The 25,667-nt window shown below is 66.8% G+C and carries 21 protein-coding genes and 1 tRNA gene; 9 read left to right on the top strand and 13 right to left on the bottom strand.

Annotation, left to right across the window (positions count from 1 at the left end; genetic code table 11):
• Positions 1-13 precede the first annotated feature (13 nt).
• A complete protein-coding gene (locus tag ACVILL_RS12530; RefSeq protein WP_456729320.1) occupies positions 14-349 on the top strand; it encodes a GIY-YIG nuclease family protein in 336 nt (111 codons plus the stop codon).
• A 1-nt stretch (position 350) separates the two neighbouring features.
• Here ACVILL_RS12530 and ACVILL_RS12525 read toward each other — a convergent pair whose 3' ends face one another.
• From ACVILL_RS12525 to ggt, 3 genes are all read right to left on the bottom strand, one after another.
• Positions 351-1,226: an SDR family oxidoreductase gene (locus ACVILL_RS12525; protein ID WP_456729319.1), complete on the bottom strand. Its 876-nt coding sequence runs from the start codon at positions 1,224-1,226 to the stop codon at positions 351-353.
• Positions 1,227-1,409: 183 nt separating this feature from the next.
• Positions 1,410-2,708 (bottom strand): MFS transporter, encoded by a 1,299-nt coding sequence (locus tag ACVILL_RS12520; protein WP_456729318.1) that lies wholly within the window; start codon positions 2,706-2,708, stop codon positions 1,410-1,412.
• A gap of 113 nt (positions 2,709-2,821) precedes the next feature.
• Positions 2,822-4,567, bottom strand: a complete 1,746-nt coding sequence (gene ggt / locus ACVILL_RS12515; protein WP_456729317.1) for a gamma-glutamyltransferase — start codon at positions 4,565-4,567, stop codon at positions 2,822-2,824.
• 126 nt (positions 4,568-4,693) lie between these two features.
• Here ggt and ACVILL_RS12510 point away from each other — a divergent pair, with 126 nt between their 5' ends.
• Positions 4,694-6,073 carry an MFS transporter gene (locus ACVILL_RS12510; RefSeq protein ID WP_456734254.1) on the top strand — a complete coding sequence of 460 codons (1,380 nt, stop codon included), beginning with the start codon at positions 4,694-4,696 and terminating at the stop codon, positions 6,071-6,073.
• A gap of 46 nt (positions 6,074-6,119) precedes the next feature.
• Here ACVILL_RS12510 and purH read toward each other — a convergent pair whose 3' ends face one another.
• The 3 genes from purH to ACVILL_RS12495 form a co-directional block, all read right to left on the bottom strand.
• Positions 6,120-7,712: a bifunctional phosphoribosylaminoimidazolecarboxamide formyltransferase/IMP cyclohydrolase gene (purH, locus tag ACVILL_RS12505; protein ID WP_456729316.1), complete on the bottom strand. Its 1,593-nt coding sequence runs from the start codon at positions 7,710-7,712 to the stop codon at positions 6,120-6,122.
• A gap of 314 nt (positions 7,713-8,026) precedes the next feature.
• Entirely contained in the window at positions 8,027-9,778 is a 1,752-nt protein-coding gene (locus tag ACVILL_RS12500) for a heparinase II/III family protein (protein WP_456729315.1), read from the bottom strand.
• Between the two features lie 137 nt (positions 9,779-9,915).
• Positions 9,916-11,262 (bottom strand): RsmB/NOP family class I SAM-dependent RNA methyltransferase, encoded by a 1,347-nt coding sequence (locus ACVILL_RS12495; RefSeq protein WP_456729314.1) that lies wholly within the window; start codon positions 11,260-11,262, stop codon positions 9,916-9,918.
• A gap of 187 nt (positions 11,263-11,449) precedes the next feature.
• Here ACVILL_RS12495 and ACVILL_RS12490 point away from each other — a divergent pair, with 187 nt between their 5' ends.
• Together ACVILL_RS12490 and ACVILL_RS12485 are read left to right on the top strand one after the other, a co-directional pair.
• The gene (locus ACVILL_RS12490; protein ID WP_456734253.1) at positions 11,450-11,671 is read left to right on the top strand and encodes a DUF1674 domain-containing protein; all 222 of its coding nucleotides are present in this window, start codon (positions 11,450-11,452) and stop codon (positions 11,669-11,671) included.
• A gap of 165 nt (positions 11,672-11,836) precedes the next feature.
• Positions 11,837-12,334, top strand: a complete 498-nt coding sequence (locus ACVILL_RS12485; protein ID WP_456729313.1) for a thermonuclease family protein — start codon at positions 11,837-11,839, stop codon at positions 12,332-12,334.
• Between the two features lie 64 nt (positions 12,335-12,398).
• Here ACVILL_RS12485 and ACVILL_RS12480 read toward each other — a convergent pair whose 3' ends face one another.
• The 3 genes from ACVILL_RS12480 to ACVILL_RS12470 form a co-directional block, all read right to left on the bottom strand.
• Positions 12,399-12,914 carry a L,D-transpeptidase gene (locus ACVILL_RS12480; protein ID WP_456729312.1) on the bottom strand — a complete coding sequence of 172 codons (516 nt, stop codon included), beginning with the start codon at positions 12,912-12,914 and terminating at the stop codon, positions 12,399-12,401.
• 328 nt (positions 12,915-13,242) lie between these two features.
• On the bottom strand, positions 13,243-15,186 hold the full coding sequence (gene acs / locus ACVILL_RS12475) for an acetate--CoA ligase (RefSeq protein WP_456729311.1): 1,944 nt from the start codon (positions 15,184-15,186) through the stop codon (positions 13,243-13,245).
• Complete coding sequence (locus ACVILL_RS12470) at positions 15,186-15,692, bottom strand: hypothetical protein (RefSeq protein ID WP_456729310.1); 507 nt, start codon at positions 15,690-15,692, stop codon at positions 15,186-15,188. Before ACVILL_RS12470 ends, acs begins: the two co-directional genes overlap by 1 nt.
• A gap of 292 nt (positions 15,693-15,984) precedes the next feature.
• On the opposite strand from ACVILL_RS12470, the gene ACVILL_RS12465 reads away from it, so the two are divergent.
• On the top strand, positions 15,985-17,163 hold the full coding sequence (locus tag ACVILL_RS12465; RefSeq protein ID WP_456729309.1) for a DNA topoisomerase IB: 1,179 nt from the start codon (positions 15,985-15,987) through the stop codon (positions 17,161-17,163).
• A gap of 147 nt (positions 17,164-17,310) precedes the next feature.
• On the opposite strand, the gene ACVILL_RS12460 is transcribed toward ACVILL_RS12465, so the two are convergent.
• The 4 genes from ACVILL_RS12460 to tsaD all read right to left on the bottom strand — a co-directional run bounded on the left by ACVILL_RS12460 (position 17,311) and on the right by tsaD (position 21,166).
• Positions 17,311-17,724 carry an EVE domain-containing protein gene (locus tag ACVILL_RS12460; protein ID WP_050426246.1) on the bottom strand — a complete coding sequence of 138 codons (414 nt, stop codon included), beginning with the start codon at positions 17,722-17,724 and terminating at the stop codon, positions 17,311-17,313.
• Positions 17,725-17,874: 150 nt separating this feature from the next.
• The gene (locus ACVILL_RS12455) at positions 17,875-18,987 is read right to left on the bottom strand and encodes an alpha/beta hydrolase (protein ID WP_456729308.1); all 1,113 of its coding nucleotides are present in this window, start codon (positions 18,985-18,987) and stop codon (positions 17,875-17,877) included.
• 114 nt (positions 18,988-19,101) lie between these two features.
• Positions 19,102-20,079 carry an NAD(P)H-dependent glycerol-3-phosphate dehydrogenase gene (locus tag ACVILL_RS12450; RefSeq protein WP_456729307.1) on the bottom strand — a complete coding sequence of 326 codons (978 nt, stop codon included), beginning with the start codon at positions 20,077-20,079 and terminating at the stop codon, positions 19,102-19,104.
• Between the two features lie 13 nt (positions 20,080-20,092).
• Entirely contained in the window at positions 20,093-21,166 is a 1,074-nt protein-coding gene (tsaD, locus tag ACVILL_RS12445; RefSeq protein WP_456734252.1) for a tRNA (adenosine(37)-N6)-threonylcarbamoyltransferase complex transferase subunit TsaD, read from the bottom strand.
• Positions 21,167-21,340: 174 nt separating this feature from the next.
• On the opposite strand from tsaD, the gene ACVILL_RS12440 reads away from it, so the two are divergent.
• The 4 genes from ACVILL_RS12440 to ACVILL_RS12425 all read left to right on the top strand — a co-directional run bounded on the left by ACVILL_RS12440 (position 21,341) and on the right by ACVILL_RS12425 (position 25,627).
• Positions 21,341-22,069 carry a uroporphyrinogen-III synthase gene (locus tag ACVILL_RS12440; RefSeq protein ID WP_456729306.1) on the top strand — a complete coding sequence of 243 codons (729 nt, stop codon included), beginning with the start codon at positions 21,341-21,343 and terminating at the stop codon, positions 22,067-22,069.
• A gap of 206 nt (positions 22,070-22,275) precedes the next feature.
• On the top strand, positions 22,276-23,565 hold the full coding sequence (locus ACVILL_RS12435; protein ID WP_456729305.1) for a hypothetical protein: 1,290 nt from the start codon (positions 22,276-22,278) through the stop codon (positions 23,563-23,565).
• Positions 23,566-23,585: 20 nt separating this feature from the next.
• Positions 23,586-25,442, top strand: coding sequence for a heme biosynthesis HemY N-terminal domain-containing protein (locus tag ACVILL_RS12430; protein WP_456729304.1), 1,857 nt, complete (start codon positions 23,586-23,588; stop codon positions 25,440-25,442).
• Between the two features lie 109 nt (positions 25,443-25,551).
• A tRNA-Thr gene (locus tag ACVILL_RS12425) sits at positions 25,552-25,627 on the top strand.
• Positions 25,628-25,667: the final 40 nt, after the last annotated feature.

Here is a 25,667-nt window from a genome sequence, read left to right as displayed (position 1 = left end):
GACAGGAGCCGCCATGAAGACCGAGCACCGCAAGCTGGCCATCGCCGATTACAAGAAGCGCGCAAGCATCGCCGGCGTGTTCGCGATCCGCTGCCGCACGACCGGTGAGGTCTGGGTCGGGCAGGCGCTCGATCTCGACAAGATCCAGAACCGCATCTGGTTCACGCTGCGGATGGGCAGCCATCGCAATGCCGGGCTGCAGCGCGCCTGGGCGGCGCATGGTGCGGACAATCTCTCGCTCGAAACGCTGGAGCGGATCGAGGACGAGGAGCTCGCTTACGTGCGCGACACGTTGCTCAAGGAGCGGGCGGCGCACTGGCGCGCGCAGCTGAACGCCTCTGCAGTCTAGCCTAGCGCGCGGGCAGCGGCTGCACGGTGACGCCGGGCGGCGGCACATCGTCGTCGGGCACGAAGAAATCCGGCATCAGCGGCACCGAGGGATCGACGCGGTAGCGCTCGAAGTCGCGCACGCCGTTGGCATAGAGCACCTTGTCGTCGATGCAGAAATGCCCGGTGAATTCGCGCGACGGCCGCGTGACGATCGCATAGGCCGCATCGCCCATGATCTCGGGCGTGCGGCTCGCGCGCATCATGGCGTCGCCGCCGAGCAGGTTGCCGACCGCGGCGGTCGCGATCGTGGTGCGCGGCCACAGCGCGTTGACGGCGATGCCGGCCGGTTTCAGTTCGCCGGCGAGCCCCAGCACGCACATGCTCATGCCGAACTTCGCCATCGTGTAGGCGGTCGAGTGCTCGAACCATTTCGTCTTCATGTCGAGCGGCGGCGACAGCATCAGGATGTGCGGATTCTCCGCCTTCTTCAGATGCGGGATGCAGTATTTCGACACCATGAAGGTGCCGCGGGTGTTGATCCCCATCATCAGATCGTAGCGCTTCATGTCGGTCGCCTGCGAATTGGTCAGGCTGATCGCGCTGGCATTGTTGACGCAGACGTCGATGCCGCCGAACTCGGCGACGGTCTGCTCGATGGCCGCCATCACCTGCGCCTCGTCCCTGATGTCACAGATCACAGGCAGCGCCTTGCCGCCGGCGGCGCGAACCTCGTCGGCGGCGGTGTAGATCGTGCCCTTCAGCTTCGGATGCGGCTCGGCGGTCTTGGCCGCGATCGCGACATTGGCGCCGTCACGCGCGGCGCGCAGCGCGATCGCGAGCCCGATGCCGCGGCTCGCGCCCGAGATGAACAGCGTCTTGCCTTTGAGCGACGTCATGAGAATGGCCTCCAGTTAGGGACGCACACTATCAGGGCTCCCTCCCCCCTTGCGGGGGAGAGTTGGGGAGAGGGGTAAGCCGCACACACCGCCTTCGCGGCCACCCCTCTCCCTAGCCCTCCCCCGCAAGGGGGGAGGGGACTACAGAGCAAGCGTCGCAGCCGTCGCGCCACTGCAACAATCCTACCCATCCGCATGCAGCACGCGCCCGCGCGTTTCCGGCAGCGCGTAGGCGGCGATGAAGAACACGCTATAGGCCGCCACCGCGAAGATCGCGATCGCGTTGGCGAGCGTGGTCGTGGTCGAGAGCGCGCCGACCAGGAACGGAAACAGCGCGCCGACGCCGCGGCCGAAATTGTAGCAGAAACCCTGGCCCGAGCCGCGCAGCCGGGTGGGATACAGCTCGGTCAGGAACGCGCCCATGCCGGAGAAATAGCCCGAGGCAAAGAAGCCGAGTGGGAAGCCCAGCACCCACAGCACCTCGTTCGACAGCGGCAGCTGGGTGTAGAGCAGCACCACCGCGATGGCGCCGATCGAGAAGATCAGGAACAGATTGCGCCGGCCGATCCGGTCGGCGAGCCAGGCGCCGACCAGATAGCCGATAAAGGAGCCGATGATCAGCGTCGCGAGATAGCCGGTCGAGCCGACCACGGAGAGCTTGCGCTCGGTGGTGAGGAAGCGCGGCACCCAGAAGGTGATGGCGTAATAGCCGCCCTGCATGCCGGTGCCGACCAGCGAGGCCAGCAGCGTGGTCTTCAGGATCGGTCCGTGGAAGATCTCCCACAATGCGGCGGGTCCGTTGCCGGAGGCCTGCGCCTGCGCCATGGTCGCGGCCGAGATCTCGGGCTCGGTGACATAGCGGCGCAGATAGAACACCAGCAGCGCCGGCAGCGCGCCGATCACGAACATCCAGCGCCAGGCGTTCTCCGCAGGCAGGATCGAGAACAGCACCGCCTGCGCCAGCACCGCGAGGCCCCAGCCGATCGCCCAGCCCGACTGCACCGAACCGACCGCGCGTCCGCGATATTGCGGCCGGATCGCCTCGCCGATCAGCACCGCGCCGGCCGCCCATTCGCCGCCGAAGCCGAGGCCGAGCAGCGCGCGGGCGATCAGCAGCTGATCGAAATTCTGCACCACGGCGCAGACCAGCGAGAAGAACGAGAACCAGATGATGGTGAGTTGCAGCGTCTTCACCCGGCCGATGCGGTCGGAGAGGTAGCCGCCGAGCCAGCCGCCGACCGCGGAGGCCAGCAGCGTCACGGTGCCCGCGAGCCCGGCGGTACCGGCATCGACCTTCCACAGCGTGATGATGGTTCCGATGACCAGCGGATAGATCATGAAATCCATGCCGTCGAGCGTCCAGCCCGACGCGCAGGCCCAGAACGTGCGCCGCTCCTGCAGGTTCATATCGCGATAGAAGGCGAGGAGGCTGGTGTCCTCGATCTCTGCAACTTCGATCGGTTTTGATTCGGCCGTGCTCATGCGCGTTCCCCGGAGAAATCGTTCACCGGCTCTTTGCGATCCGCGGCCGGAATTGCGCGGACCGCCAATCTATCGCGATGTCACAGATGGGCAAAGCCGCGTTTGCCCCTTCTTTAGTACCCCGCGGCCTCCGAGCCCCGCGTGCGCGGATCGGGCGCGCCGAGCAGACCATTGGTCGTGACCACGATCGAGTTCGCGGAGGAGTAGCCAAGCGGCTCGACGAGCTTATGCCCTCTAGCGCGCAGATCGGCGAGCACTTGGTCCGGAAAGCCGCGTTCGATCCGGACCTCGTCGGGCAGCCATTGATGGTGCATGCGGGGTGCTGCGACCGCGGCCGCGATGTCCATCTTGTAGTCGATGACATCGACGATGATCTGCGTCACCGCGGAGATAATGCGGCTGCCGCCGGGCGAGCCCGTCACCAGCACCGGCTTGCCGTCCCTCAGCACGATGGTCGGCGACATCGACGACAGCGGGCGCTTGCCGGGGCCCGGCAGATTGGCCTCGAAGCCGACCAGGCCGAACGCGTTGGAGGCGCCGGGCGCCGCGGTGAAATCGTCGAGCTCGTTGTTGAGCAGCACGCCGGTGCCGTCAGCGAGGAGGCCGACGCCATAGGGGAAGTTGAGCGTATAAGTGTTGCTGACGGCGTTGCCGCTGGCATCGACGACAGAATAATGCGTGGTGTTGTCGCCCTCATGCGGCTGCTTCGCGTTGCGCACATCGGCCCACGGCGTGGCGCGGGCAAGGTCGATGGTCGCGCGCTGTTTCGCAGCATAGTCCTTGTCGACCAGCAATTGCGTCGGCGCGTCGACGAAGGCGGGATCGCCGAGATAGCGGGCGCGATCGGCGTAGGCCCGCTTCATCGCCTCGATCATCACATGCAGCGAGGCAGCCGAGCCCTGCTTCATGTCCGACATCTGAAAGCCCTCGAGGATGTTGAGGATCTCGAGCAGCACGACGCCGCCGGAGGAAGGCTGCGGCATCGAGACGATGTCGTAGCCGCGATAGCTGCCGCGGATCGGTGTGCGGATCACCGGCTGGTAGGATTTCAGATCTTCGAGCGTGAAGATGCCGCCGGCATTCTTGATCCCGCTGACGAGCTTCTCCGCGACCGCGCCCTCGTAGAAGCCGCGCGGCCCCTGCTCGGCGATTGCCGTCAGCACGCCGGCGAGATCGCCCTGGATCAGGCGGTCGCCCTCGTGCAGCGGCGTGCCGTCGGCATGCGAGAAGGTCTTGGCTGAATTGGGCCAGCGCGACATGCGGCGATACATGTCGCCCAGAGTGTCCGACGTATCGTCGGTGACGACGAAGCCGTCGCGCGCCAGATCGATCGCGGGCTTGAGGATCTGCGCCAGCGTGAACTTGCCGGAGCCGTATTTCTCCAGCGCCAGCGCGAGGCCCGCGACCGTGCCGGGCGCGCCGATCGCGAGCGCGGAGTTGCGCGACTTGTCGGGATCGGGCTTGCCTTCGGCATTGAGGAACATGTCGCGGGTTGCGGCCTGCGGGGCAGTCTCGCGATAGTCGATCGCGACATCCTCATTGCGTGCGGCAAGATGGATCACCATGAAACCGCCGCCGCCGATATTGCCGGCGCGCGGATAGGTGACCGCCATCGCAAAGCCGGTGGCGACCGCGGCGTCGACCGCATTGCCGCCCTGCCGCAGGATGTCGGCGCCGACCCGCGCGGCGAGCTTCTCCTGCGCCACCACCATGCCGCTTTCGGCGCGAATGCTGCTGGTCATCGCAGTGGCTGACGGCTCATAGGCGCGGCGCTGAACCTGGCCAAGGGCCGGCGTCGCGATGCCAATCACCAGGAGCGCGGCAAACAGCCGTCGCGACATCGTTGTCGTCAGCGCCATCGAAATGTCCTGCCCCGTTCATCGCCGTATCAGCAAATCCGGCTCATGCTATATGGGAGCGGATTGAAGCGGCAAAAGCCTGCCTGTGGTTCGAGTTGGGGAATATCTTTCGTGATGACGGCAACAATGCAGACGGGCGCCGGTGAAGCAAAGGCCTACACCAAAGTCTATCCTGGCCGCGCAGCCGTCGTCAGCTGGATCTTCTTCGACTGGGCCGCGCAGCCCTATTTCACGCTGATCACGACCTTCGTGTTCGCGCCCTATTTCGCGAGCTTCGTCGCATCAGATGCCGCAAGCGGCCAGGCGCTGTGGGGTTTTGCCACCGCAGCCGCGGGACTTGCGATCGCGCTGCTGTCGCCGGTGTTAGGTGCAATCGCCGACGCCAGCGGCCGGCGCAAGCCGTGGATCGCGGGCTTCGGCGCGCTGCTCGTGATCGGTGCGAGCGCGATGTGGATCGGCAAGCCCGGCAATCCCGACATCATTCCCATGCTGTTGCTTGCCTATGCGATCGCCAGCGTCGGCGTCGAGTTCGCGACCGTGTTCAACAATGCGATGATGCCGACCCTGGTGCCGCCGGACCGGATCGGGCGTCTCTCAGGCACCGGCTGGGCCACCGGCTATGTCGGTGGCATCCTGAGCCTCGTGCTGGTGCTCGGTTTCCTTGCCGCCAATGCCGAGACCGGCAAGACGCTGTTCGGCTTCACGCCGCTGTTCGGCCTCGATCCGGTCACGCACGCGGGCGACCGCATCACCGGGCCGCTGACCGGGCTGTGGTTCATCATCTTCGTGACGCCGATGTTCCTGTTCACGCCGGACTATCCGACGAAGCGGCCGATGCGCGAGGCGCTCGGCGAAGGCCTGCGCGAGCTCCGGGAATCACTACTGAGCCTGCCGAAGCAGACATCGCTGGCGCGGTTCCTGCTGGCGAACATGATCTACACCGACGGGCTGGTATCGCTGTTCGCGTTCGGCGGCATCTATGCGGCCGGCACGTTCGGCTGGGATACGATCCGGATCGGCACTTTCGGCATTATCCTCGCAGTGGCCGGCACGTTCGGCGGCTGGATCGGCGGCAAGCTCGACGATGCGTTCGGGCCGAAGCGCGTGATCACCGGCAGCTTGTTCATCCTGCTGTTTGCGATCGTCGTGATCCTCACCGTGAACAAGGATTCCATCCTGTTCATCCCGGTCGCGCCGCCGGCGCCCGGCGGTCCGCTGTTCGCAGGCGCTGCCGAGCGCGCCTATATCGTGCTGGGCTGCCTGATCGGCGCCACCGGCGCACCGTTGCAGGCGGCCTCGCGCTCGCTGCTGATCCGCCTCGCGCCGAAGGATCGCATCGCGCAGTATTTCGGCTTGTTCGCGCTGACCGGGAAGGTGACGTCGTTCATCGGCCCGCTCATGATCGGGGCGATCACCGCAGCGACCGCGAGCCAGAAGGCCGGCATGGCCGTGTTGGTGGCGTTTTTCGTGGTGGGGCTGGCGCTGCTGGCGAAGGTGCGGGAGTAAAATGCAGCCGTCGTCCCGGCCTTCGCCGGGACGACATCTGGATAGGCTAGTGCCGGAAATGGCGCACGCCGGTGAACACCATGGCGATGCCGTGCTCGTCGGCGGCCTTGATCACCTCGTCGTCGCGCATCGAGCCGCCGGGCTGGATCACGGCGGTGGCGCCGGCCTCGATGCAGGCGAGCATGCCATCGGCGAACGGGAAGAACGCGTCCGAGGCCACCACCGAGCCCTTGGTCAGCGGCTCGGCGAGCTTGAGCTCGGCCGCGGCATCCAGCGCCTTGCGCGCGGCGATGCGCGCGGAATCGACCCGGCTCATCTGGCCGGCGCCGATGCCGACCGTGGCGAGATCCTTGGCGTAGATGATGGTGTTCGACTTGACGTGCTTGGCGACGCGGAAGGCGAATTTGAGATCGCGCAGCTCGGCATCGGTCGGCGCGCGCTTGGTCGCGACCTTCAGGTTCATGTCTTCGACCACGGCATTGTCGCGGCTCTGCACCAGCAGGCCGCCGGCGACCGTCTTGGCGGTGAGGCCTGTCGCGCGCGCATTCGGCAGGGCGCCGGCGAGCAAGAGGCGCAGATTGCGCCGGCCGGCGATGATCGAGATCGCTTCCTCAGTGGCATCGGGCGCGATGATCACCTCGGTGAAGATGCCGATGATGGCGCGCGCCGCATCCGCGTCGAGCGTGCGGTTGACCGCGATGATGCCGCCATAGGCGGAGGTGGAATCGCAGGCCAGCGCGCGGGCGTAGGCGGTGGCGAGATCGGGACCCTCGGCGACGCCGCAGGGGTTGGCGTGCTTGACGATGACGCAGGCCGCGGTGCGCTGCGGATCGAACTCGCCGACGCATTCATAGGCCGCGTCGGTGTCGTTGATGTTGTTGTAGGACAGTTCCTTGCCCTGCAGCTGGCGCGCGGTCGCAACGCCCGGCCGCTTCTCCGGCGTGGCGTAGAACGCCGCGGTCTGGTGCGGGTTCTCGCCATAGCGCAGCGACTGGATCAGCCTGCCGCCGAAGGCGCGGAAGTCCGGCGCCTTGGTGTCGAGCTGCACGGCAAACCAGTTCGAGATCGCGGCGTCATAGGCCGCGGTGCGCGCATAGGCCTTGGCGGCGAGCCGGCGGCGCAGGCCGAGCGAGGTCGCGCCCTTGTGCGCGGCGAGCTCGTCGAGCACCGCCTGATAGTCGTTCGCCTCGACCACCACGGCGACGTCGTCATGGTTCTTGGCCGCGGCGCGGATCATCGCGGGGCCGCCGATGTCGATATTCTCGATGCACTCCTCGAAGCCGGCGCCTTTGTCGACGGTGGCCTCGAACGGATAGAGGTTGACCACCAGAAGGTCGATCGGCGCGATGCCGTGCGAGGCCATCGCCGCGGCATGTTCCTTGTTGTCGCGGATCGCGAGCAGGCCGCCATGCACCTTCGGATGCAGCGTCTTGACCCGGCCGTCCATCATCTCCGGAAAACCGGTGAGCTCGGAGACGTCCTTGACCTTCAGCCCGGCCGCCGCGATCGCCTTGGCGGTGCCGCCGGTCGAGACCAGCTCGACGCCATGGTCGGCAAGCGCCTTGGCAAAGTCGATCAGTCCGGTCTTGTCGGAAACGGACAACAGAGCGCGGGTCACGCGGCGAAGCTGTTCGGTCATCTAGGAAATCCCTGGCTGTTAAGGCAGCCGGGTAGCATGGTTTTGTGCGGTACGAAACGGGTACGTGCGCCGGATTCCGGGGAAAATGGCGATGAATCCATCTCCGTCACCCTGAGGGAATGTGAATGTACGGGTCACCAACGTTCAGCGTCGTCCTGGCGAAAGCCAGGACCCATTACCCCGGCCGCTACTTGTTGCGCGACGCTGGGGCCACGATCCCGCACACAATCAAATTCGGTGGTTATGGGTCCTGGCTTTCGCCAGGACGACGGGGTGGAGAGGCCGCGCGCCGCAGACAGCGCCTCCAGCCGCCCCTACAGCGGCAGTTCCGGCTCGCGGCGGGCGTTGCGGCGGGCGTTGGTGGCGGTGGCCGAGGTCGAGGAGCGCACGAAACTCCAGCGGATGGTGGCAGCCTGCCTTGCGTCCTGCCGGATCACGATCTGGGAGGTGCGGCGCGGGCCGTCATTGCCGGCCAGGAACACGCTGTCCTCGAGATCGACCTTGTCGTCCATCGCCTCGAAGGTCCAGACGTCGCGATTGGGCAGCACCAGCATCACGCCGCGGGCATCCGACAGCCGGCTCGCCTTCACCGAGGGGTGCAAATGGAAGCGCAGCGCGAAATCGGCCTCGCTGCCCTTGATGCGGCCGCCCGGCGCCGGCGACAGCGAGTCCTCGCCCTCCAGCCGGGTACCGTCCTGCGAGACCATCAGCACGCGGCGGTGGATCACGCCGAAGCGCGAGAGATAGCCGTCATGCGAGGCGGTCAGCACGTCGCCGTCGGGAACGGCCTCGCGGTAGCTCTCGACATTGCTCGGGCCGCTGGTGACCGGCGCGCCGCGCAGCAGCCGCTTCATGGCCGACAGCTCGACGAACTGGCACGACGAGGTGTCGCGATAGGTCAGCGTCGAATGCGCCGCGGTGGAGCGCGCGAACGGCCGCCAATTGTCGCGCCCGGTGTTCGGCATGCCGCAATTGACGACGATGCGGCTCACGCCGGAGGACAGCTCGAACGACAGGCAGCCGGCATGCGCATCCTGGCTGACGCTCGCTGGCGGCGGCGGACCGGTGTCGATGATCAGCGTCGTGTTGCCGGCATCGAGGCGCTGGAAGCCGGTATGCGGCATGCTCGCCATCGGCACGCCGCGGGTGTCGTCATAGGCGAGCAGCGTCGCGACGAGATCGGACGGCGCGGTCGACATGCCGTTGAACAGCGCGAAGCTGCCGTCGCCGTGACGGAAGAAGCGCAGCATCGGCATCATGCGATCGATCGCGTTGAGCAGTGCCGGCGGCGGCGCGATATTCCGTGCGGCGAAGGTCTGGCGCAATGGCAGGAGATCGCTGAGCAGCTCGACCAGCGCGCCCGGATTGCGCGAGATGTGGCCGCCATCGGGCAGGATCTGGCGCTGCAATTCGTCCGACAGCTTGCGCGTCGCCGATTTGATGTTGCGCGCCTGGTTGGCGAGGCAGAGCGAGGCGTAGCACAGCGCGATCAGCACCTGCAGGCGCGGCACGCCGTCATTGTCGAGCGTAGCGTGGCGCAGATAGCGGATCTCGCGTGCCAGTCCGCGCAGATATTTGCGGTAGAATTTTCCGTCGGTGTCGCCGAGTACCAATGGGGCCTGCGACAACAGCGAGATCACGCGCCGCGCGCGCACATCGGCGCGCCGCTGCAGCGGCCGCTTGCGTACCTGATTCGAAATCCAATCGTCGACCAGCGAGCGGGCGTTGGCGCGGGTCAGCGCGGTGTCGGCGGCGCGCAGATGGCGCAGCCAGCCGAAGCCGAGCAGGGCGGCTTCCCAATCCTCCGACGGCGGCTCGAGATCGAAGATCGAGCGGCCGTGGCAGGTGACGATCTTGCCGGCGAAGACAAATCGGCCAGCATAGATCTCGGCGGCGCGGGTGGCGTCGGCGGTCCGGAGGTCGTGCGGGGCGATGATCAGCCGGTCGGTGCGGCCGGGCCAGAGCCGCGACAGCGCAACCGTGCTGCCGCTGGCGCGCGCGACGATGCTGCGGGCAAAGCGGCCAGCAATCAGCGTCGAGATGCGTCTGCTTTGAGCGACCGACACGCCTAACCTTGTGGGGAGGGAATTTTCAACGAATCCTTATTTAATCCGGAAACGCGGCCAAGGCACCATCTTGATAAACAAGACACCCTCTTGATACCGCACGAATCACTTCGAGCTTAGAAGACTGAAGTTTAAAATCAGGATTTAACCAGCCGGGCCGCGTAAAACCCGTCCAGCCCGCCCAGCCGCGGGTCGGCGTTGGGCAAATGGCTCGGCAGGGTGCGCAGGTCGCCGTCGGCGGTAATGATGTCGTCGAGGCCGGCGACCTCGCTCGTCTCGACCGGCGCACGGCGCAGGCCTGATTCGCCGGCCAGCAGCGCGGCAATCGCGTGCTCGCCTTCCTCCGGCTCCAGCGAGCAGGTGCAGTAGACCAGCGTGCCGCCCGGCTTCAGCAGATGGGCGGCCTTCTGCAACAGCCGCTTCTGCAGCGCCGACAATGCGGCGATGTCGCCTTCCTGGCGCAGCCAGGCGACGTCGGGATGGCGGCGGATGGTTCCCGTCGAGGTGCAGGGCGCATCGACCAGGATACCGTCGAAGCTTGCGGGCTCCGCGGGCCATTCGGCGGCGTCGGCGACGACGCTCTCGGCTTGCAAGGCCAGCCGCGTGAGGTTGTCGCGCAGCCGCGCAACCCGCGCCGGCGAGCGGTCGACCGCGGTGACGTGAGCGCCGGCCAGCGCGAGTTGCGCAGTCTTGCCGCCGGGCGCCGCGCAGAGATCCGCGACCGTCTTGTCCTTGATGTCGCCGAACAGGCGCACCGGAAGTGCCGCCGCGGCGTCCTGTACCCACCATTGGCCTTCGGCGAAGCCCGGCAGCATCGTGACGGAACCCTGCAGCAGCGTGCGCACGGTTCCAGTCGGCAATATCTCGCCGTGCAGGCGGCTCGCCCATTGCGGCGCGTCCGACTTCACCGTGAGATCGAGCGACGGCTCGTGGCCGAGCGCCAGCGCCATCTCGCGTGCGGTGGCCTCGCCGTAATGCGCGTTCCAGCGCGCCAGCATCCATTGCGGCAGGTCGAGCGTCTGCGTGCTGATCTCGTCGATCAGCCCCTGGCCCTCGCGCGCGCAGCGGCGCAGCACGGCGTTGACGAGCCCGGCATATTTGGCAGCGCGCCGGTCGGACTGCACGAGCCGCACCGAGAGATCGACCGCGGCGTGGTCGGGCACATCCATCCAGAGGATCTGCGCGGCACCGATCAGGAGCGCGCTCTGCGCGCGCGGCGCATCGGTCGGGACGCCGCGGTCGAGCAGCCGCGACAGCAGATGCCCGAGCGTGCCGAGCTTGCGCAGGATGGTCGAGACCAGCCGGCGCATCAGCGCGCGGTCGCGATCGGCCAGCGATTTCAGGCCGGGATGTGCGCCGGCGCCGTCGAGTTGATCGTCGAGCGTGCGGTGCTTGTGCAGCACGCCGTCGAGGATGTCGGCCGCAATACGGCGCGCCGCGAGACCAGGGACTTCGGCAGGAACTGCAAATCTTGAAGGAGGCATGGAGCGGAGATATCTCGAAGGTGCTGAGTTACATTCGGCTCATGCCCATCAACTCGAAAACATCTCTGGCATGCGAATATGCCAAATGTAAGAATCGCCTTGCGGGATTTCGCGATCGTGATGCCGTCACTGAGCCAGGACAGAGATACGAAATTCGCGGACAGAAAGTTTTGCCATGCCTGAGAACATGTCCGAGAAATCGCCATCGCCGCCGGAAACCGCGGCGCGCAAGCCGCTGACGCCGGCCGCGCAGCGCGCGCTCGCCGAGGCCGCGGCGCGGCGCAAGGCGGCCGAGGAGCTGGCCGCGCAGGACGCGGCCGCGCGGCCGAAGGAATACCAGGGCCCGAAAGGACCGGAACCGACGCGCTACGGCGACTGGGAGACCAAGGGCATCGCCTCGGACTTCTGAGCGCCCCGCGGAGAGTCTTGCCTGACGGAGCGACTCGAGCCAGTCTGGGAATATGTCCCATACGAGAGAATAAATCCTTATCGTGGGACGGGGCGTCCGCCGTTTCGCCGGACGCCTCCACGTAGGTCGATTTGGGGCCGCCGCGTCTCGGCGGCGCTGCCGTGGGTGTTCGCTCTCGGCATCGCTGTCGGCAGCACGTTGCCGATCCGGCAGTGGGTGCATCTGCCGCCGTCCTGGCCGCTCGGCAGGTCGCGCGACACCGAGGTGATCTGGCGGCGGGCCGGCACGCCCGACGCGCGCCATGCTGTCGATGTGATCAGGACGATCGACGGCGACACGTTCGAGGCGCGGGTGCATCTCGCGCCGGGCCCCGATCTTTACACCCGCGTGCGGCTGCGCGGCGTCGATGCGCCGGAGCTGAAGGCGTCCTGTGCGCGCGAACTGCAAATGGCGCAAGCAGCAACCGTGGCACTGCGCGATCTGCTCGGCCAGGGCGATGTCGCGATCTACAATGTCGGTCCCGACAAATATCAGGGACGCGTCGTTGCCGACGTCGCGACAAGGAGGACCGACAACGTCTCGGCGGCGCTGCTCGCGGCCGGCCATGCGCGCGCCTACGATGGCGGCCACCGCTTCGGCTGGTGCGGTTACTTTGCGCGCTGAACAAAAAGCCGCGCAGACGCGCGGCTTTTTCCTGGGTGAAGCTGCTTCCGGAGCGAAGCTGCGATCAGCGGGTGACGACGACAGTCGTGCCGACCTCGACGCGCGAATAGAGATCGGTGATGTCGGAGTTCAGCATGCGGATGCAACCGTAGGAGACGAAGCCGCCGACCGAGCCCGGCGTATTGGTGCCGTGGATCGCATATTCGCCGCCGGCGAGCGTCATTGCAGCCACGCCCATCGGGTTTGACGGCGAGCCGCCCGGGATCACGTTCGCGATACTCGGCTTGTCGCGCCTGATCTCGGCGGGCGGCGACCAGGCCGGGTTGCGATACTTGCCGTCGATCTGGGTGGTGCCGGCCCACTGCTTGCCGGCCCTGCCGACACCGACCGGGTAGCGCATGGCATGACCGGAATCGAGAATGAGATAGAGCCGCCGTTCGTTGGTCTTCACCACGATGGTGCCCGGCGAATAATTGTCGGCGCGGAGTCCCACCATTTCCGGCCGAGCTTCGGCCGTCTGCGACATCAAGACAACAGCGCCAAGGGTGGCAGCCAACGCCACCGAAATCTTCATCGACATCAACCTCTCCACTTCCCAACAGCTCCCGCGACGGGGAGCCAAAAACGAAGATGTAGAGCCCCAGAAAAACCGGGCCCGCAGGTCTCGCGCATGCAATGCTAACGGTGTGTCTTAACCGAGTGGTTTCACGCCGGCCGCGAGACACGTTCTGATGGCGCAAGAGAAGGAAATGTTGAGATTAAAGTAAATGACTTGAAAACAACATCCGGCCGCAAACCCCGCCGCAGTCGCGCCTTGCCGCTGACAATCGCGTGAAGAGACCAAGCGAAGGGCCGCGGCGATGATCGCGCGCGGCCCTTCCTGATTTCTTGGTGTTGCGGTTAGCGGGTCAGGCCTTCTTGTTCTGCCGGTTCTCGACGAGGTCGTCGACCACGGCGGGATCGGCCAAGGTCGAGGTGTCGCCGAGGCTCGACGGCTCGTCCTCGGCGATCTTGCGCAGGATGCGGCGCATGATCTTGCCGGAGCGCGTCTTCGGCAGGCCGGGCGCGAACTGGATCAGGTCCGGCGAGGCGATCGGGCCGATGTCCTTGCGGACCCAGGCGACCAGCTCCTTGCGCAGCGCCTCGGTCGGCTCGGTGCCCTTCATCAAGGTGACATAGGCGTAGATGCCCTGGCCCTTGATGTCGTGCGGGTAGCCGACCACGGCGGCTTCCGACACCGCCTCATGGGCGACCAGCGAGCTCTCGACCTCGGCGGTGCCCATGCGGTGGCCGCTTACGTTGATGACGTCGTCGACGCGGCCGGTGATCCAGTAATAGCCGTCGGCATCGCGCCGGCAGCCGTCGCCGGTGAAGTACTTGTTTTTGTAGGTCGAGAAGTAGGTTTGCTCGAACCGCGCGTGATCGCCGTAGACCGTGCGCATCTGGCCCGGCCAGGATTTGGTCAGGCAGAGATTGCCCGAGGTCTCGCCGTCCAGCGTCTTGCCGTCGGCATCGACGATCTCGGGCACCACGCCGAAGAACGGCCGCGTCGCCGAGCCCGGCTTCAGCTTGGTCGCGCCGGGCAGCGGCGTGATCAGGATGCCACCGGTCTCGGTCTGCCACCAGGTGTCGACGATCGGGCAGCGATCGTCGCCGACCACGCGGTAGTACCACTCCCAGGCTTCCGGATTGATCGGCTCGCCGACCGAGCCGAGCAGGCGCAGCGACTTGCGCGAGGTCTTCTTCACCGGCTCGTCGCCGCCCTGCATCAGCGCGCGGATCGCGGTCGGCGCGGTGTAGAAGATGTTGACCTTGTGCTTGTCGACCACGTTCCAGAAACGCGAATTGTCCGGGTAGTTCGGCACGCCCTCGAACATCAGCGTGGTCGCGCCGTTACAGAGCGGCCCATACAGGATGTAGCTGTGGCCGGTGACCCAGCCGACGTCGGCGGTGCACCAGTAGATGTCGCCGTCGTGATAGTCGAACACGTATTGATGCGTCATCGACGCGAACACGAGGTAGCCGGCCGAGGTGTGCAGCACGCCCTTCGGCGTGCCGGTCGAGCCCGAGGTGTAGAGGATGAACAGCGGGTCCTCGGCATGCATGTGCTCGGCCGGGCATTCTGATGTCACCACCTTGGCGGCCTCGTGATACCAGAGGTCGCGGGTCGGGTTCATGTCGATCGCACCGCCGGTGCGCTTCACCACCACGACCCAATCGACGCCGCCGGTCTTGGCGATGGCGGCATCGACATTGGCCTTCAGCGGCACCTTCTTGCCGCCGCGCAGGCCTTCATCGGCGGTGATCACCACCTTGGAATCGCAGTCCTTGATGCGCTGGGCGAGGCTGTCCGGCGAGAAGCCGCCGAACACCACCGAGTGGATGGCGCCGATCCGCGCGCAGGCCAGCATGGCGTAGGCGGCTTCCGGAATCATCGGCAGATAGATCGTGACGCGGTCGCCCTTCTTGACGTTCCGCGTGCGCAGGATGTTGGCCATCTTGCAGACTTCGTCGTGCAACTGGCGGTAGGTGATATGTTTGGATTCGGAGGGGTCGTCGCCCTCCCAGATGATCGCGGTCTGGTCGCCGCGCTTCTCCAGATGGCGGTCGATGCAGTTCCAGGCGACGTTCAGTACGCCATCTTCGAACCATTTGATCGAGATGTTGCCGGGCGCGAAGGAGACGTTCTCGACCTTGGTGAAGGGCTTGATCCAGTCGATCCGCTTGCCGTGCTCGGCCCAGAAGCCGTTGGGATCCTTGACCGAGTGCGCGTACATCTCGCGATATTTGGCGTCGTTGACATAGGCGCGCTTGGCCCAATCGGCCGACACGTCATAGATCTTCTCGGACATCATTTTCCTCCACTCATTGCCGATCGCAAACAACGCGCCAGCAAGCCGTCCTGATCATTGCCGCGATTATGCGTTGCCGCATTCCGGCCCGGCAAGGAAAAAGGCAGGGAAAAAGAAACTGCACTTTCGTCGCGTCGAAGCCGCCGGATAGTCCGCCGGCTTCCGCTTGTGATGAGACGGCTTACCGCAACGCATCGACGAGAGAAACCATGCTGCATCGCCTGCGCCGGGTCACTGGTCTCTTGGTCGTAGTGGTATCGTTCTCCGCGCCGCTCGCTTGCGACGGCAGCAATGTCGCGCGATGACGATAGGTTGACGCCGATTCCGATGGACGGTTTCAGATGCGCTCGAATGAATTGCTGACGGCCGTCACGACGATCTGCGCCGCGCCTTGCTCCGCCATCGACCTGCGTTGCCTGACGGCTCGGCCGGACAGAAAGCTTATCGAGCAGACGCCCGTCGTGGCGCGGTTCGCCGCCCCCGCAGTTCTGCGCTCGAAAGGACATGGCCTCTGACCTGATCCGGGCATCCCAGCCCCACCGGATCGGCCGTCCCGAGGCGGTTCCCCGGGCGGTACTCGCGCCATTTTGACCGGCCCCGGACAGGCCAAAATCAAGGTTAGCGGGCGAATGGCACCCATGAAAGGTAATTAGGAACCGCCAATAACCGATTCGCGACTCGCAATGTCAGCCTTGACGCCCTAAATCGCCAATCCGAGGCCCGATGGCCCCACCGGAACGAAGCCCGAAGCAACGGCATTACCGGGAGAACAGCGGAACAAGGCGTCTGACGAGTAGTATGATGGATCAGCAGAACATCGCGGCTGTGCGGCCCATGTCCGCCGATCCCGCTGTCGCCCTGGCGAAGGCGCTGGGCCAATGGCCCAAGCGGCCGCAGGCAAAACTGCCGACGTCCAAGGTCAAGCTCGACGCTGCGGCCGCCGCTGCCATCAAGACCTCGGTTGAAGATCTCGCCCGCGACCTGGGCCTGCGGCTCGGCGACCAGAATGAGCTGACCATCCGCCGCATCAAGCGCGGCAAGAATTATTCGTTCGTTCGCGCCAACGGCTCGCGCGTCCGCGACGCCCGGACCATCCGTCGGCTGCACGCGATGGCGATGCCGCCGGCCTATCGCCGGGTGCGCTACTCCACCGATCCGAACACGCATCTGCAGGCGGTCGGCCTCGATGCCGCCGGCCGGCTGCAATATCGCTATCACGCCGATTGGGAGAAGGTCCGCGAGCAGCGCAAGGCGCATCGCCTGGGCAAGCTGGTGGCCGCGCTGCCGAAGATCCGGCGCAAGGTCTCGGCGTTCCTGTCCGGCGACGAGCCGACGCGCGAATTCGCGCTGTCGGCGGTGATCGAACTGATCGCGCGCACCGCGATCCGGCCCGGCAACGAATCCTATGCCCGCCTCAACGGCACCCGCGGCGCCACTACGCTGCTGAAGTCCAACGTCACGCTGGAAGACGACAGCCTGGTGCTGACCTTCAAGGCCAAGGGCGGCAAGGCCGTGCGCAAGGAATGCGACGCGGCCAAGCTGGTGCGCGCGATCGGCATCCTGCGCGGCGTCCCCGGCAAGCGCATGTTCCAGTATTACGACCGCTCCGGTGTCGTGCGGGCCGCCTCGACCACGGCGGTGAACGCATTCCTGCGCGAGCTCGCCGGCATCAAGATCTCGCTGAAGGATTTCCGCACCCTGATGGCATCGGCCGTCGTCGTGGAATCGCTGTCGCGGATCACGCCGGCCGCAAGCCAGCGCGGCCGCAAGCGCCAGGTGCTGGACGCGATCCGCGCCGCCGCCGACCAGCTTTCCAACACGCCGGCGATCTGCCGCAAGAGCTATGTCCACGACACCATCGTCACCGCCTTCGAGGACGGCATCCTCGAACGCTTCGCCTCGACGATGGGCGGCTACCGCACCCAGAGCAAGCGCGAGCAATTGCTGGCGCAGGTGGTGCTGGCGGCGGGGGCGTAGCGATTTGTCGTCCCGGCGAAGGCCGGGACCCATTACCCCAAATTTTGATTGTCGAGACAAGCTGTGGCCACAGCGCGCTTCAACAACGCTGCCCTGTGGTAATGGGTCCCGGCCTTCGCCGGGACGACGATGGAGTTTGCAGGGAGCTTACAGCCCGCCCATCTTGCAGACCATCTTCCACTCTTCCGCAGTTACCGGCTGCACCGAGAGCCGCGAATATTTCACCAGCGCCATGTCGGCGAGCTTCTTGTCGGCCTTGATCGCAGCCATCGTCACCGGCGTCTTCAGCGGCTTGTCGGCCTTGATGTCGACGCAGACGAACTTGCCGGTCTTGTCGGTCGGATCGGGATAGGCTTCCTTGATGATCTCGGCGATGCCGACGATCTCCTTGCCCTCGTTGGAGTGATAGAAGAACGCCTTGTCGCCCTTCTTCATGTTGACGAGGTTCTGCCGCGCCGTGAAGTTGCGCACGCCGGTCCAGGCCTCGCCCTTGGCGCCCTTGGCGACCTGCTGGTCCCACGACCAGGTCGAAGGTTCGGATTTCACCAGCCAGTAATTCATCGCGACTTTACCCCGTTCCTGAACGCCGATTGCGCGGCAATCTACAGGCAGCCGGACGCCCGCGACAAGCGCGGGCATCCGGTCCCAAAGCGTTTTCGAGCGAAGCGGGCACCGGTTCGCGTGCAGAAAACGCGTCAAATAAAGAAGCATTCACTGCTTCAGATATCGATCGAAGAATTTGGCGATGTCGGTGAACGCCTCCCTGGTCTCGGGCGCGTCGATGTTCATCTGGTACTGCGCGTGCGACTGCCCCTCATAGACATTGAGATCGGCGATCACGCCGGCGCGGCGCAACTTGCGATGGGTGCGGACCGTGTTGCTGAGGAACAAATCGCGCGTGCCCGACGTCAGGATGGTCGGCGGGAAACCCTTGAAGTCACCGTAGATCGGCGAGATGTAGGGATTCTTCAGGCTGGTGCCGTTTGCATAGAGCCTGGCCGCGCGGCCGAGCCAGCCGTCCCAGGTCACCAGCACGTTGTCGACCCACTCATTGCTCGCGTAGCTGTCTCCGATCTTGTCGATGTCGGACCATGGCGTGCCCGGGGCGATGGCGGCCGGCAGCGGCAGCTTCTCATCCTTCGCGCGCAGCACCATCGCAAGCGTCATCGCGCCGCCGGTCGAGGTGCCGAAGATCGCCAGCCGGTGGCGCTCATGCGACTTCAGGACTTCCTTCCACACCGCCATCGCATCATCCAGCGCGGCGGGATAGGGGAAGTCCGGCGGCATCCGGTAGTCGACCGAGATCACCTTGAAGCCACCGAAGCCGGCCATCATGATGGCTTCGGGCAGCGCGGCTTCGCCGGGCCCGAACACGTATCCGCCGCCATGCACGTGGATCAGCAGGCGCCGCCGGTTCTCGAGCGCGATCTTGTTCGGCGTGACGATGTAGCAGTGCACGCCGGCAAATTTGGTTTCCTCGACCTTGACGCCGAGCTTCGCCTTCATGGCGGGAATGCCGGCGATGGCTTGCCTGGCGCGGCGATCGATCAGCTCCTTCCATTCGGCCGGGGTCTTCGGGTCGGCGTTGAAATGCGGCGGATAGGGCGCGCCGATCATTGCCTGCATTTCCGGAGAGACGTCGGTGGTGGGATTGCCGATCGATTTGAGCGGGGCGACCCGCTTGCCATTGTCGGCATTGGCCGCGGCCTCGCTCTTGGCGAGTTCGTCATAGGACGGCGCGGCTTGAGCGCGGGCCGTGACGGAATGGGTGACGATGGCAAGCAGAAGGCTCAGCGAAATGATAGCGTGATGCGGTTGGCGCATGCGGACTCCTTGGGATCCGTTGCTTGTTGTTGGGCCGGGATCCGACGGTTCGCGGTCACGCTATTACGGCGCGTGCGGATCGAAAAGCTCCGCCTCGCGCAGCCGTGACGTGCGTTACTCGGCCTTGAATGGCCGCGTCAGCAGGCCTTCGATCGCGGCGTCGACGGTCAGCCGGTCGCTCAGGATCGCAGCGACCGCGTTCGACACCGGCATGTCGATCTTCCGCGCAGCGGCGAGCTCGCACAGCACGGGCGCGGTGAACGCGCCCTCGGCGAGCTTGCCGACCGGTGCCGCTTCACCCCGACCGAGCGCGAGGCCGAGCGCGAAATTGCGCGATTGTGCGGTCGAGCAGCTGAGCAGCAGATCGCCCAGTCCCGACAGGCCGGCGAGGGTTTCGGTGCGCGCGCCGCAGGCGCGGCCCAATCGTGCGAGCTCGCTGAAGCCGCGCGTGGTCAGCGCGGCGAGTGCGGAGGCGCCGAGATTCTTGCCGACCACGATGCCGGCGGCGATCGCCAGCACGTTCTTGGCCGCGCCGCCGATCTCGACGCCGCGCACGTCGGTGGTGCGGTAGGGGCGGAAGGTCGCCGAGCCGAGCGCCTGCACGAGCGCCCCCGCCAACGCCTCATCCTTCGTGGCCAGTGTCACCGCAGTCGGCAATCCGCGCGCGACATCATCGGCAAAGCTCGGTCCCGACAGGATCGCGGGCACGGCGCGAGGCGCGGCCTCCGCGATGACCTCGGTCATGAACTTATGCGTGCCGTGCTCGATGCCCTTGGCGCAGGCGATCACCGGCGTATCGGGTTTGAGGTGCGGCGCAAGGTGTCCGACCGCAGCGCGCAAATGCTGCGCCGGGGTGACCGCGAGGATGATGTCGGCGCGTGCCGCCGCGGCGATGTCCGACGTCACCGCGATGCCGGGGTGAAGCCTGACACCGGCCAGCCGCGGATTGACCCGCGTCGCCTCGATCTGCGCGGCATGCTCGGCGTTGCGCGCATACAGCGTCACCGTGCGTCCGGCGCGCGCCGCGACATCGGCCAATGCCGTGCCCCAGGCGCCGGCCCCGATCACGCTGACTGACATATGCGCGGGCATCGGAACCCTCGGTTCAATATCCGGCGCGGCTGTTGGCGTGGCCGGCCGGCGCCTTGGCGTTGGCATCGAGCAGCCAGCGGGCGCGCGGCGGTGCTTCCATCGTGTCAATCAGCCCGAGTGCCATTCGCTCGGCGCCGGCCCAGGCGATCATCGCGCCATTGTCGGTGCAGAGCGCCGGCGGCGGAATGATCAGCGTGGTCTGCGCTTTCGCCGCGACCTCCTGCAACGCGCTGCGGATGGCATGGTTGGCAGCGACGCCGCCGGCGGCGACCAGCGCGCGCGGCGTGCCGAACCGTTCCTCGAACAACCGCAAGCCGACGCTCAGCCGGTCCGCGGTCGCTTCCAGCACCGCGGCCTGGAAGCTCGCGCAGAGATCGCTGATATCCTGCGGCTCCAATGGCTCCAGCCGGCTGGCTTCGTTGCGCACCGCCGTCTTCAATCCCGACAGCGAGAAGTTCGCGTCCGGACGGCCGAGCATCGGGCGCGGAAAGGCAAACCGCGTCGGGTCGCCGCCGGCGGCCGCGCGCTCGACCTGCGGTCCGCCGGGATAGGGCAGCGACAGCATCTTCGCGACCTTGTCGAACGCCTCGCCCATCGCGTCGTCGACCGTGGTGCCGAGCCGGACATATTCGCCGACGCCGACCACGGCGACGATCTGGGTGTGGCCACCCGAGGCCAGGAACAGGCAATAGGGAAACGCCAGCGCGCAGGTCAGCCGCGGCGTCAGCGCGTGCGCCTCGAGATGGTTCACCGCGATCAGCGGCGTGTCGTGCACCATCGCGATCGCCTTCGCGGTGGTGAGACCGACGATGACGCCGCCGATCAGGCCGGGGCCCGCGGCGGCCGCGACCGCCGACAATTGTCCGTAGCCGACGCCGGCCTCCTTCATCGCGGAGGCGACGATCCCGTCGAGCAGGTCGACATGGGCGCGCGCGGCGATCTCCGGCACCACGCCGCCGAAGCGGGCGTGCTCGTCGGTCTGCGAGCGCACGACGTTGGAGAGGATTTTCGCCTGCCCGTCAGCCTGGCGCTCGACCACGGCGGCTGCGGTTTCATCGCAGGTGGTCTCGATCCCCAGCACCAGCATCGGCGGTTCGTGTCCCAATTTCGGTCCTTGTGCTACCAGCATGATCCGGACAGGCCGGAACCGGTTTCCGGCAAGATCATGTCCATCAAAATGTCCCCTCCGGGGTAGCATTGCGAGGTCTTAAAGTGCAATCGGTCGGCAGGGTCCAATTCTCATGGCTGGAGGCCTGAACCCGTGACGATCCTGGTCACACGACCGCATCCGGACAATGAGGCGACGATCGCGACCTTGCGCCAGCGCGGCTTTGACGCCCTCGCGGCGCCGGTGCTGCGCTTCGAGCCGTTGCCGTTCCATGACGACGATGCGGATTATGACGCGGTCATCCTGACCAGCGCCAATGCGCTGCGCGCGCTCGATCCCGGCGGCAACCGGCTGCTACCGCTGCCGCTGTTCGCGGTCGGGGCGCACACCGCCGATTCCGCGCGCGCCGCGGGCTTTACCAGGGTGATCGTGGCCAAGGGTGACGCGGTGAGCCTGCGCGATCTCGTGCTGGCGCGGATCAAGGCCGGCGAGCTGGAGGCATCGGCGACGCTGCTCTATCTGGCCGGCGCCGACCTCTCGCGCGACCTCGCGGGCGAACTCAGCGAAAAGGGACTGAGCGTCGTCACCCACAGCACTTACCGGATGGCACCGGTCGCCGCCTTCCCGAGGGAGGTCAGCGACGCCTTCATGGCGAACCGGATCACGGCGGTGCTGCATTATTCCCGCCGCAGTGCGCAGGCGTTCCTGGATGCAATACGGGCCGACGGCCTGGAGATTTCGGCGCTCGCCTTGCCGCATTGCTGCATCTCGGCGGCCGTCGCCGCGGTGCTCCATGACGCCGGTGCGACCAAGGTCGTGGTGGCGACGCGGCCGGACGAAAACGCCCTGCTGGAGGCGCTCGGCCGCACCCTCCGGCCGTAACCGGAATATTTCTTTCGTCGGGCCATGATGTTAGGCAATGCTCCGTTTTTCGGATCGTGCTCTAAGAACTTGAGCCGGTTCTGACGGAGCGTTTCCGGTCCGTGTTAAGGAAACGCGACCAAACAAAAGGATGAGAGCATGATCCGATTCAATCGGACCGGATCATGCTCTAGAGTATGCGGCCAGTAGTTTTGAGGACCCTCGCGATGGCTGAAGAACGGCCCGACGACCCAGGACCTTCGCCGGATTCCCGGCCCAAGCGCGCGCCGCCGACCATCGATCTTCAGGCGACCGAGGTCTCGAGCGACCCGCCGAAGACCGAGGGGACCGAGGAGGCCGTCAAGGACGCTGCCAAGGACCCTGCCAACGACGCCGTCAAGGATGCCGCCGGGCCGTCTGCGGAGGCGGCTGCGCCCGGGGCGGAGCCCCAATCCGACGCCGCGCCTCAAACGGAGCCACGGCCCGAGACCGCCTCCGTGGCGGGCGAGGCCGAGCCGTCGCGGCCCGAACCTTCGCGGCCGGTGTCGCCCTGGGTGGTGGCGCCGGTGTCCGGCGCGGTTGCCGCGGCGCTGGTGATCGGCGTCGGCTGGCTGCTCGGCTGGCCCGCGGTGCAGCCGGCCTCCGCGCCGCAGCCCAATGCCGCAGCGGTCGACGAACTCGGCACGCGCCTGACCGCGCTTGAATCGAAAGCCAGTAGGCCGGCCGATCCGGCGGCAACGGCGCGGCTGGAGGCGCTCGACAAATCGATCGCCGCGCTGCGCACCGAGCTCGCCGCGACGCGGGCGCAATCCGACAAGCTGGTCGCCGCTGCCAGCGACGCGAAAGCCGCGCCGCGCGATGGTGCCGCTGCGGCCGATATCTCCGGCATCACGGCGCGCATCGACAAGGTCGAGGGCGCGGTGAAGGCGCAGGGCGCCGCGATCGCCAGGCAGGACAGCAAGATCGCCGACACCAAGGCCGAGGCGAAGGCGGACGATGTGCCGCTGCGCCGCGTGGTCGCGGCATCGCTGCTCGACGTCGCGGTTCGCCACGGCGATCCCTTTGCCGGCGCGCTCGAAGCCGCGAAGGCGCTGTCTGACGATCCTGCGACGCTGAAGCCGCTCGAGACGTTCGCGACGACGGGCGTGCCGAGTCCCAACGCGCTGTGCCGCGAGCTGATCGAGATCGTGCCGCAACTCGCGCCGCCGGCGCCTGACGCTGCCGCGGCCAACGCCGGGCTGGTCGATCGCCTGAAGGCCGGCGCCTCCACGCTGATCCGCATCGAGCGGACCGACGGCACCGGGACCGATCGCGGCAGCATCGTCGCGCGGGTGACATCGGCCGCCGTACATAATGACCTTGCATTGACCGAGCGTGAATTGAAGTCGCTGCCGCCGGCTGATCGCACCGCGGCGCAGGCCTGGCTCGCCAAGGTGGACGCACGCCGCGCCGCGCTCGACGCGTCGCGGAAATTTGCCGACAACGCCATGGCGGCGCTCGCCACGGTCAATCAATAGATTCTTGCAATAGGTTCTTGATGATCCGGATCATTCTGTTCCTGCTGCTGATCGCGCTCGCTGCAGCGGGTGCCGCCTGGATGGCCGATCAGCCCGGCGATCTCGTGCTGTCATGGGGCGGCCTGCGCCTGACCTCCAGGCAGCCGATCTACCTGCTCGGCATCGTCATCATCGTCGCGATGATCGCCGGCATGATCCTGCGCGGGCTGTGGAAGATCCCCGCGCACATCCGCCGCAGCCGGCGCGAGCGGCGTCACGCCCGCGGCCGTCACGCCATCACGCAGGGCCTGCTCGCGATCGGGCACGGCGATTCATCGGCGGCGCGCGCCCATGCCGAGGTGGCGCGGCGCCACGCCGCAGGCGATCCGCTGGCGCTGCTGCTGCACGCGCAATCGGCGCAGCTCGACGGTGATCGCGACGGCGCGCAGCGCGCCTTCCGCGCCATGGCCGAGCGCGCGGACACGCGGCTGCTCGGGCTGCGCGGCCTGTTCATCGAGGCGCAGCGCGCCGACGATCCCGTTGCGGCCGTGATGATCGCCGAAGAAGCGCTGAAGACGTCGCCGTCGTCGTCATGGGCCTCGCACGCGGTGCTCGGCTTCTGCTGCGCCAAGGGCGACTGGGCCGGCGCGCTGTCGATCATCGACAACAACCAGAGCGCCGGATTGATCGACAAGGCGACCTACCGGCGGCAGCGCGGCGTGCTGCTGACGGCGCGCGCGATGGAGCTCGAGACCGTCGATCGCGACCTGTCGCGCTCGAGCGTCATGGAGGCACTGAAGCTGGCGCCGACGCTGATCCCGGCCGCCGCGCTCGCGGCGAAGTTCGAGAGCGAGGCGCATCAGGTGCGCCGCGCGATGCGCATCGTCGAGACCGCGTGGCTGGCGCAGCCGCATCCCGACCTCGCCGACGCCTATTCGCATGTCAGGCTCGGCGACGCCGCGCGCCAGCGCCTGGTGCGGGTCGAGACGCTGGCGGCGAAAACGCCCGGCAACATCGAGGGCGCGCTGGCGATCGCGCGTGCCGCGATCGATGCGGCCGAATTCGGCAAGGCGCGTGCCGCGCTGGAACCGTTCACGGCGGCGCCGACGCAGCGCGTCGCGCTGCTGATGGCCGAGATCGAGCGCACCGAGCATGGCGACAGCGGCCGGGCGCGGGCCTGGACCCTGCGCGCGGTGCGCGCGCTGCACGATCCGGTGTGGACCGCGGACGGCTATGTCTCCGACCGCTGGCGTCCGGTCTCGCCGGTCACCGGCCGGCTCGATGCCTTCCAGTGGCAGACGCCGGTCGCGGCGCTGCCGTCCGACAAGGGCCATGCGATCGAGCCCTCGCCATTCGAGGAGGCGATGCTGGCGCCGCGCCGGGTCGAGCCGCCCAAGGAATCGCTCAAGGACCCCCCCAAGGAACCGCTCAAGGAAGTGGCCGGCGAGCCGGAGGCGGCCAAACTGCCGGAGGCAGCCAAGCCGCCGGAGGCAATCAAGCCGGTTGAGCCGGTCGAGGTGAAGCCCGTCGAGCCGGCGGCACCGCCGCCCACCGTGCAGGATAACGCCCCGTCGCCGGCAGCGATCGAGGCCGAGCCCGCCCCGGCCCAAGTCCAGGCCCACCAGGTCGAAGCCCCCGCGCCGGAGCCGGCTCCGCCCCCGGCCGCCGAATCGGCGCCCCCGGCACCGGCCCCCCTGTTCCGTTCCCGGACCGACCTGCCCAAGGACCTGACAAAGTCGGCGCCCGCGCCAATTCCGGCTGTCATCCCGATCGTCCGGGCCCCCGACGACCCTGGGGTCGACGAGGACGGGCCCGTGGACGAATTTGCGGAACAAATCGGCCCGCCCAAGGCCCAGGCGGGCGGGTGGCGCGGATTTCTGTCACGTTTGGGAAGCTAATTCGCGGTTAGATAACCGGTGTGCAGTTAAATAGCCGCGTCAAATCTTGCCAATCGGGGTCATGCCCGATATCAGGTGGCCGCGTGATCAGGCCGTTGCCGACCGGTTCGCCGCAATAGCTCAGTTGGTAGAGCACGTCATTCGTAATGACGGGGTCGGGGGTTCGAGTCCCTCTTGCGGCACCATCGCTCAAATGTCCGGCCCGGAGAGATGGGTAACAGGTCG

The organism is Bradyrhizobium sp. USDA 3364 (assembly GCF_054056355.1).
This window is presented reverse-complemented; position numbering and strand designations above follow the sequence as displayed.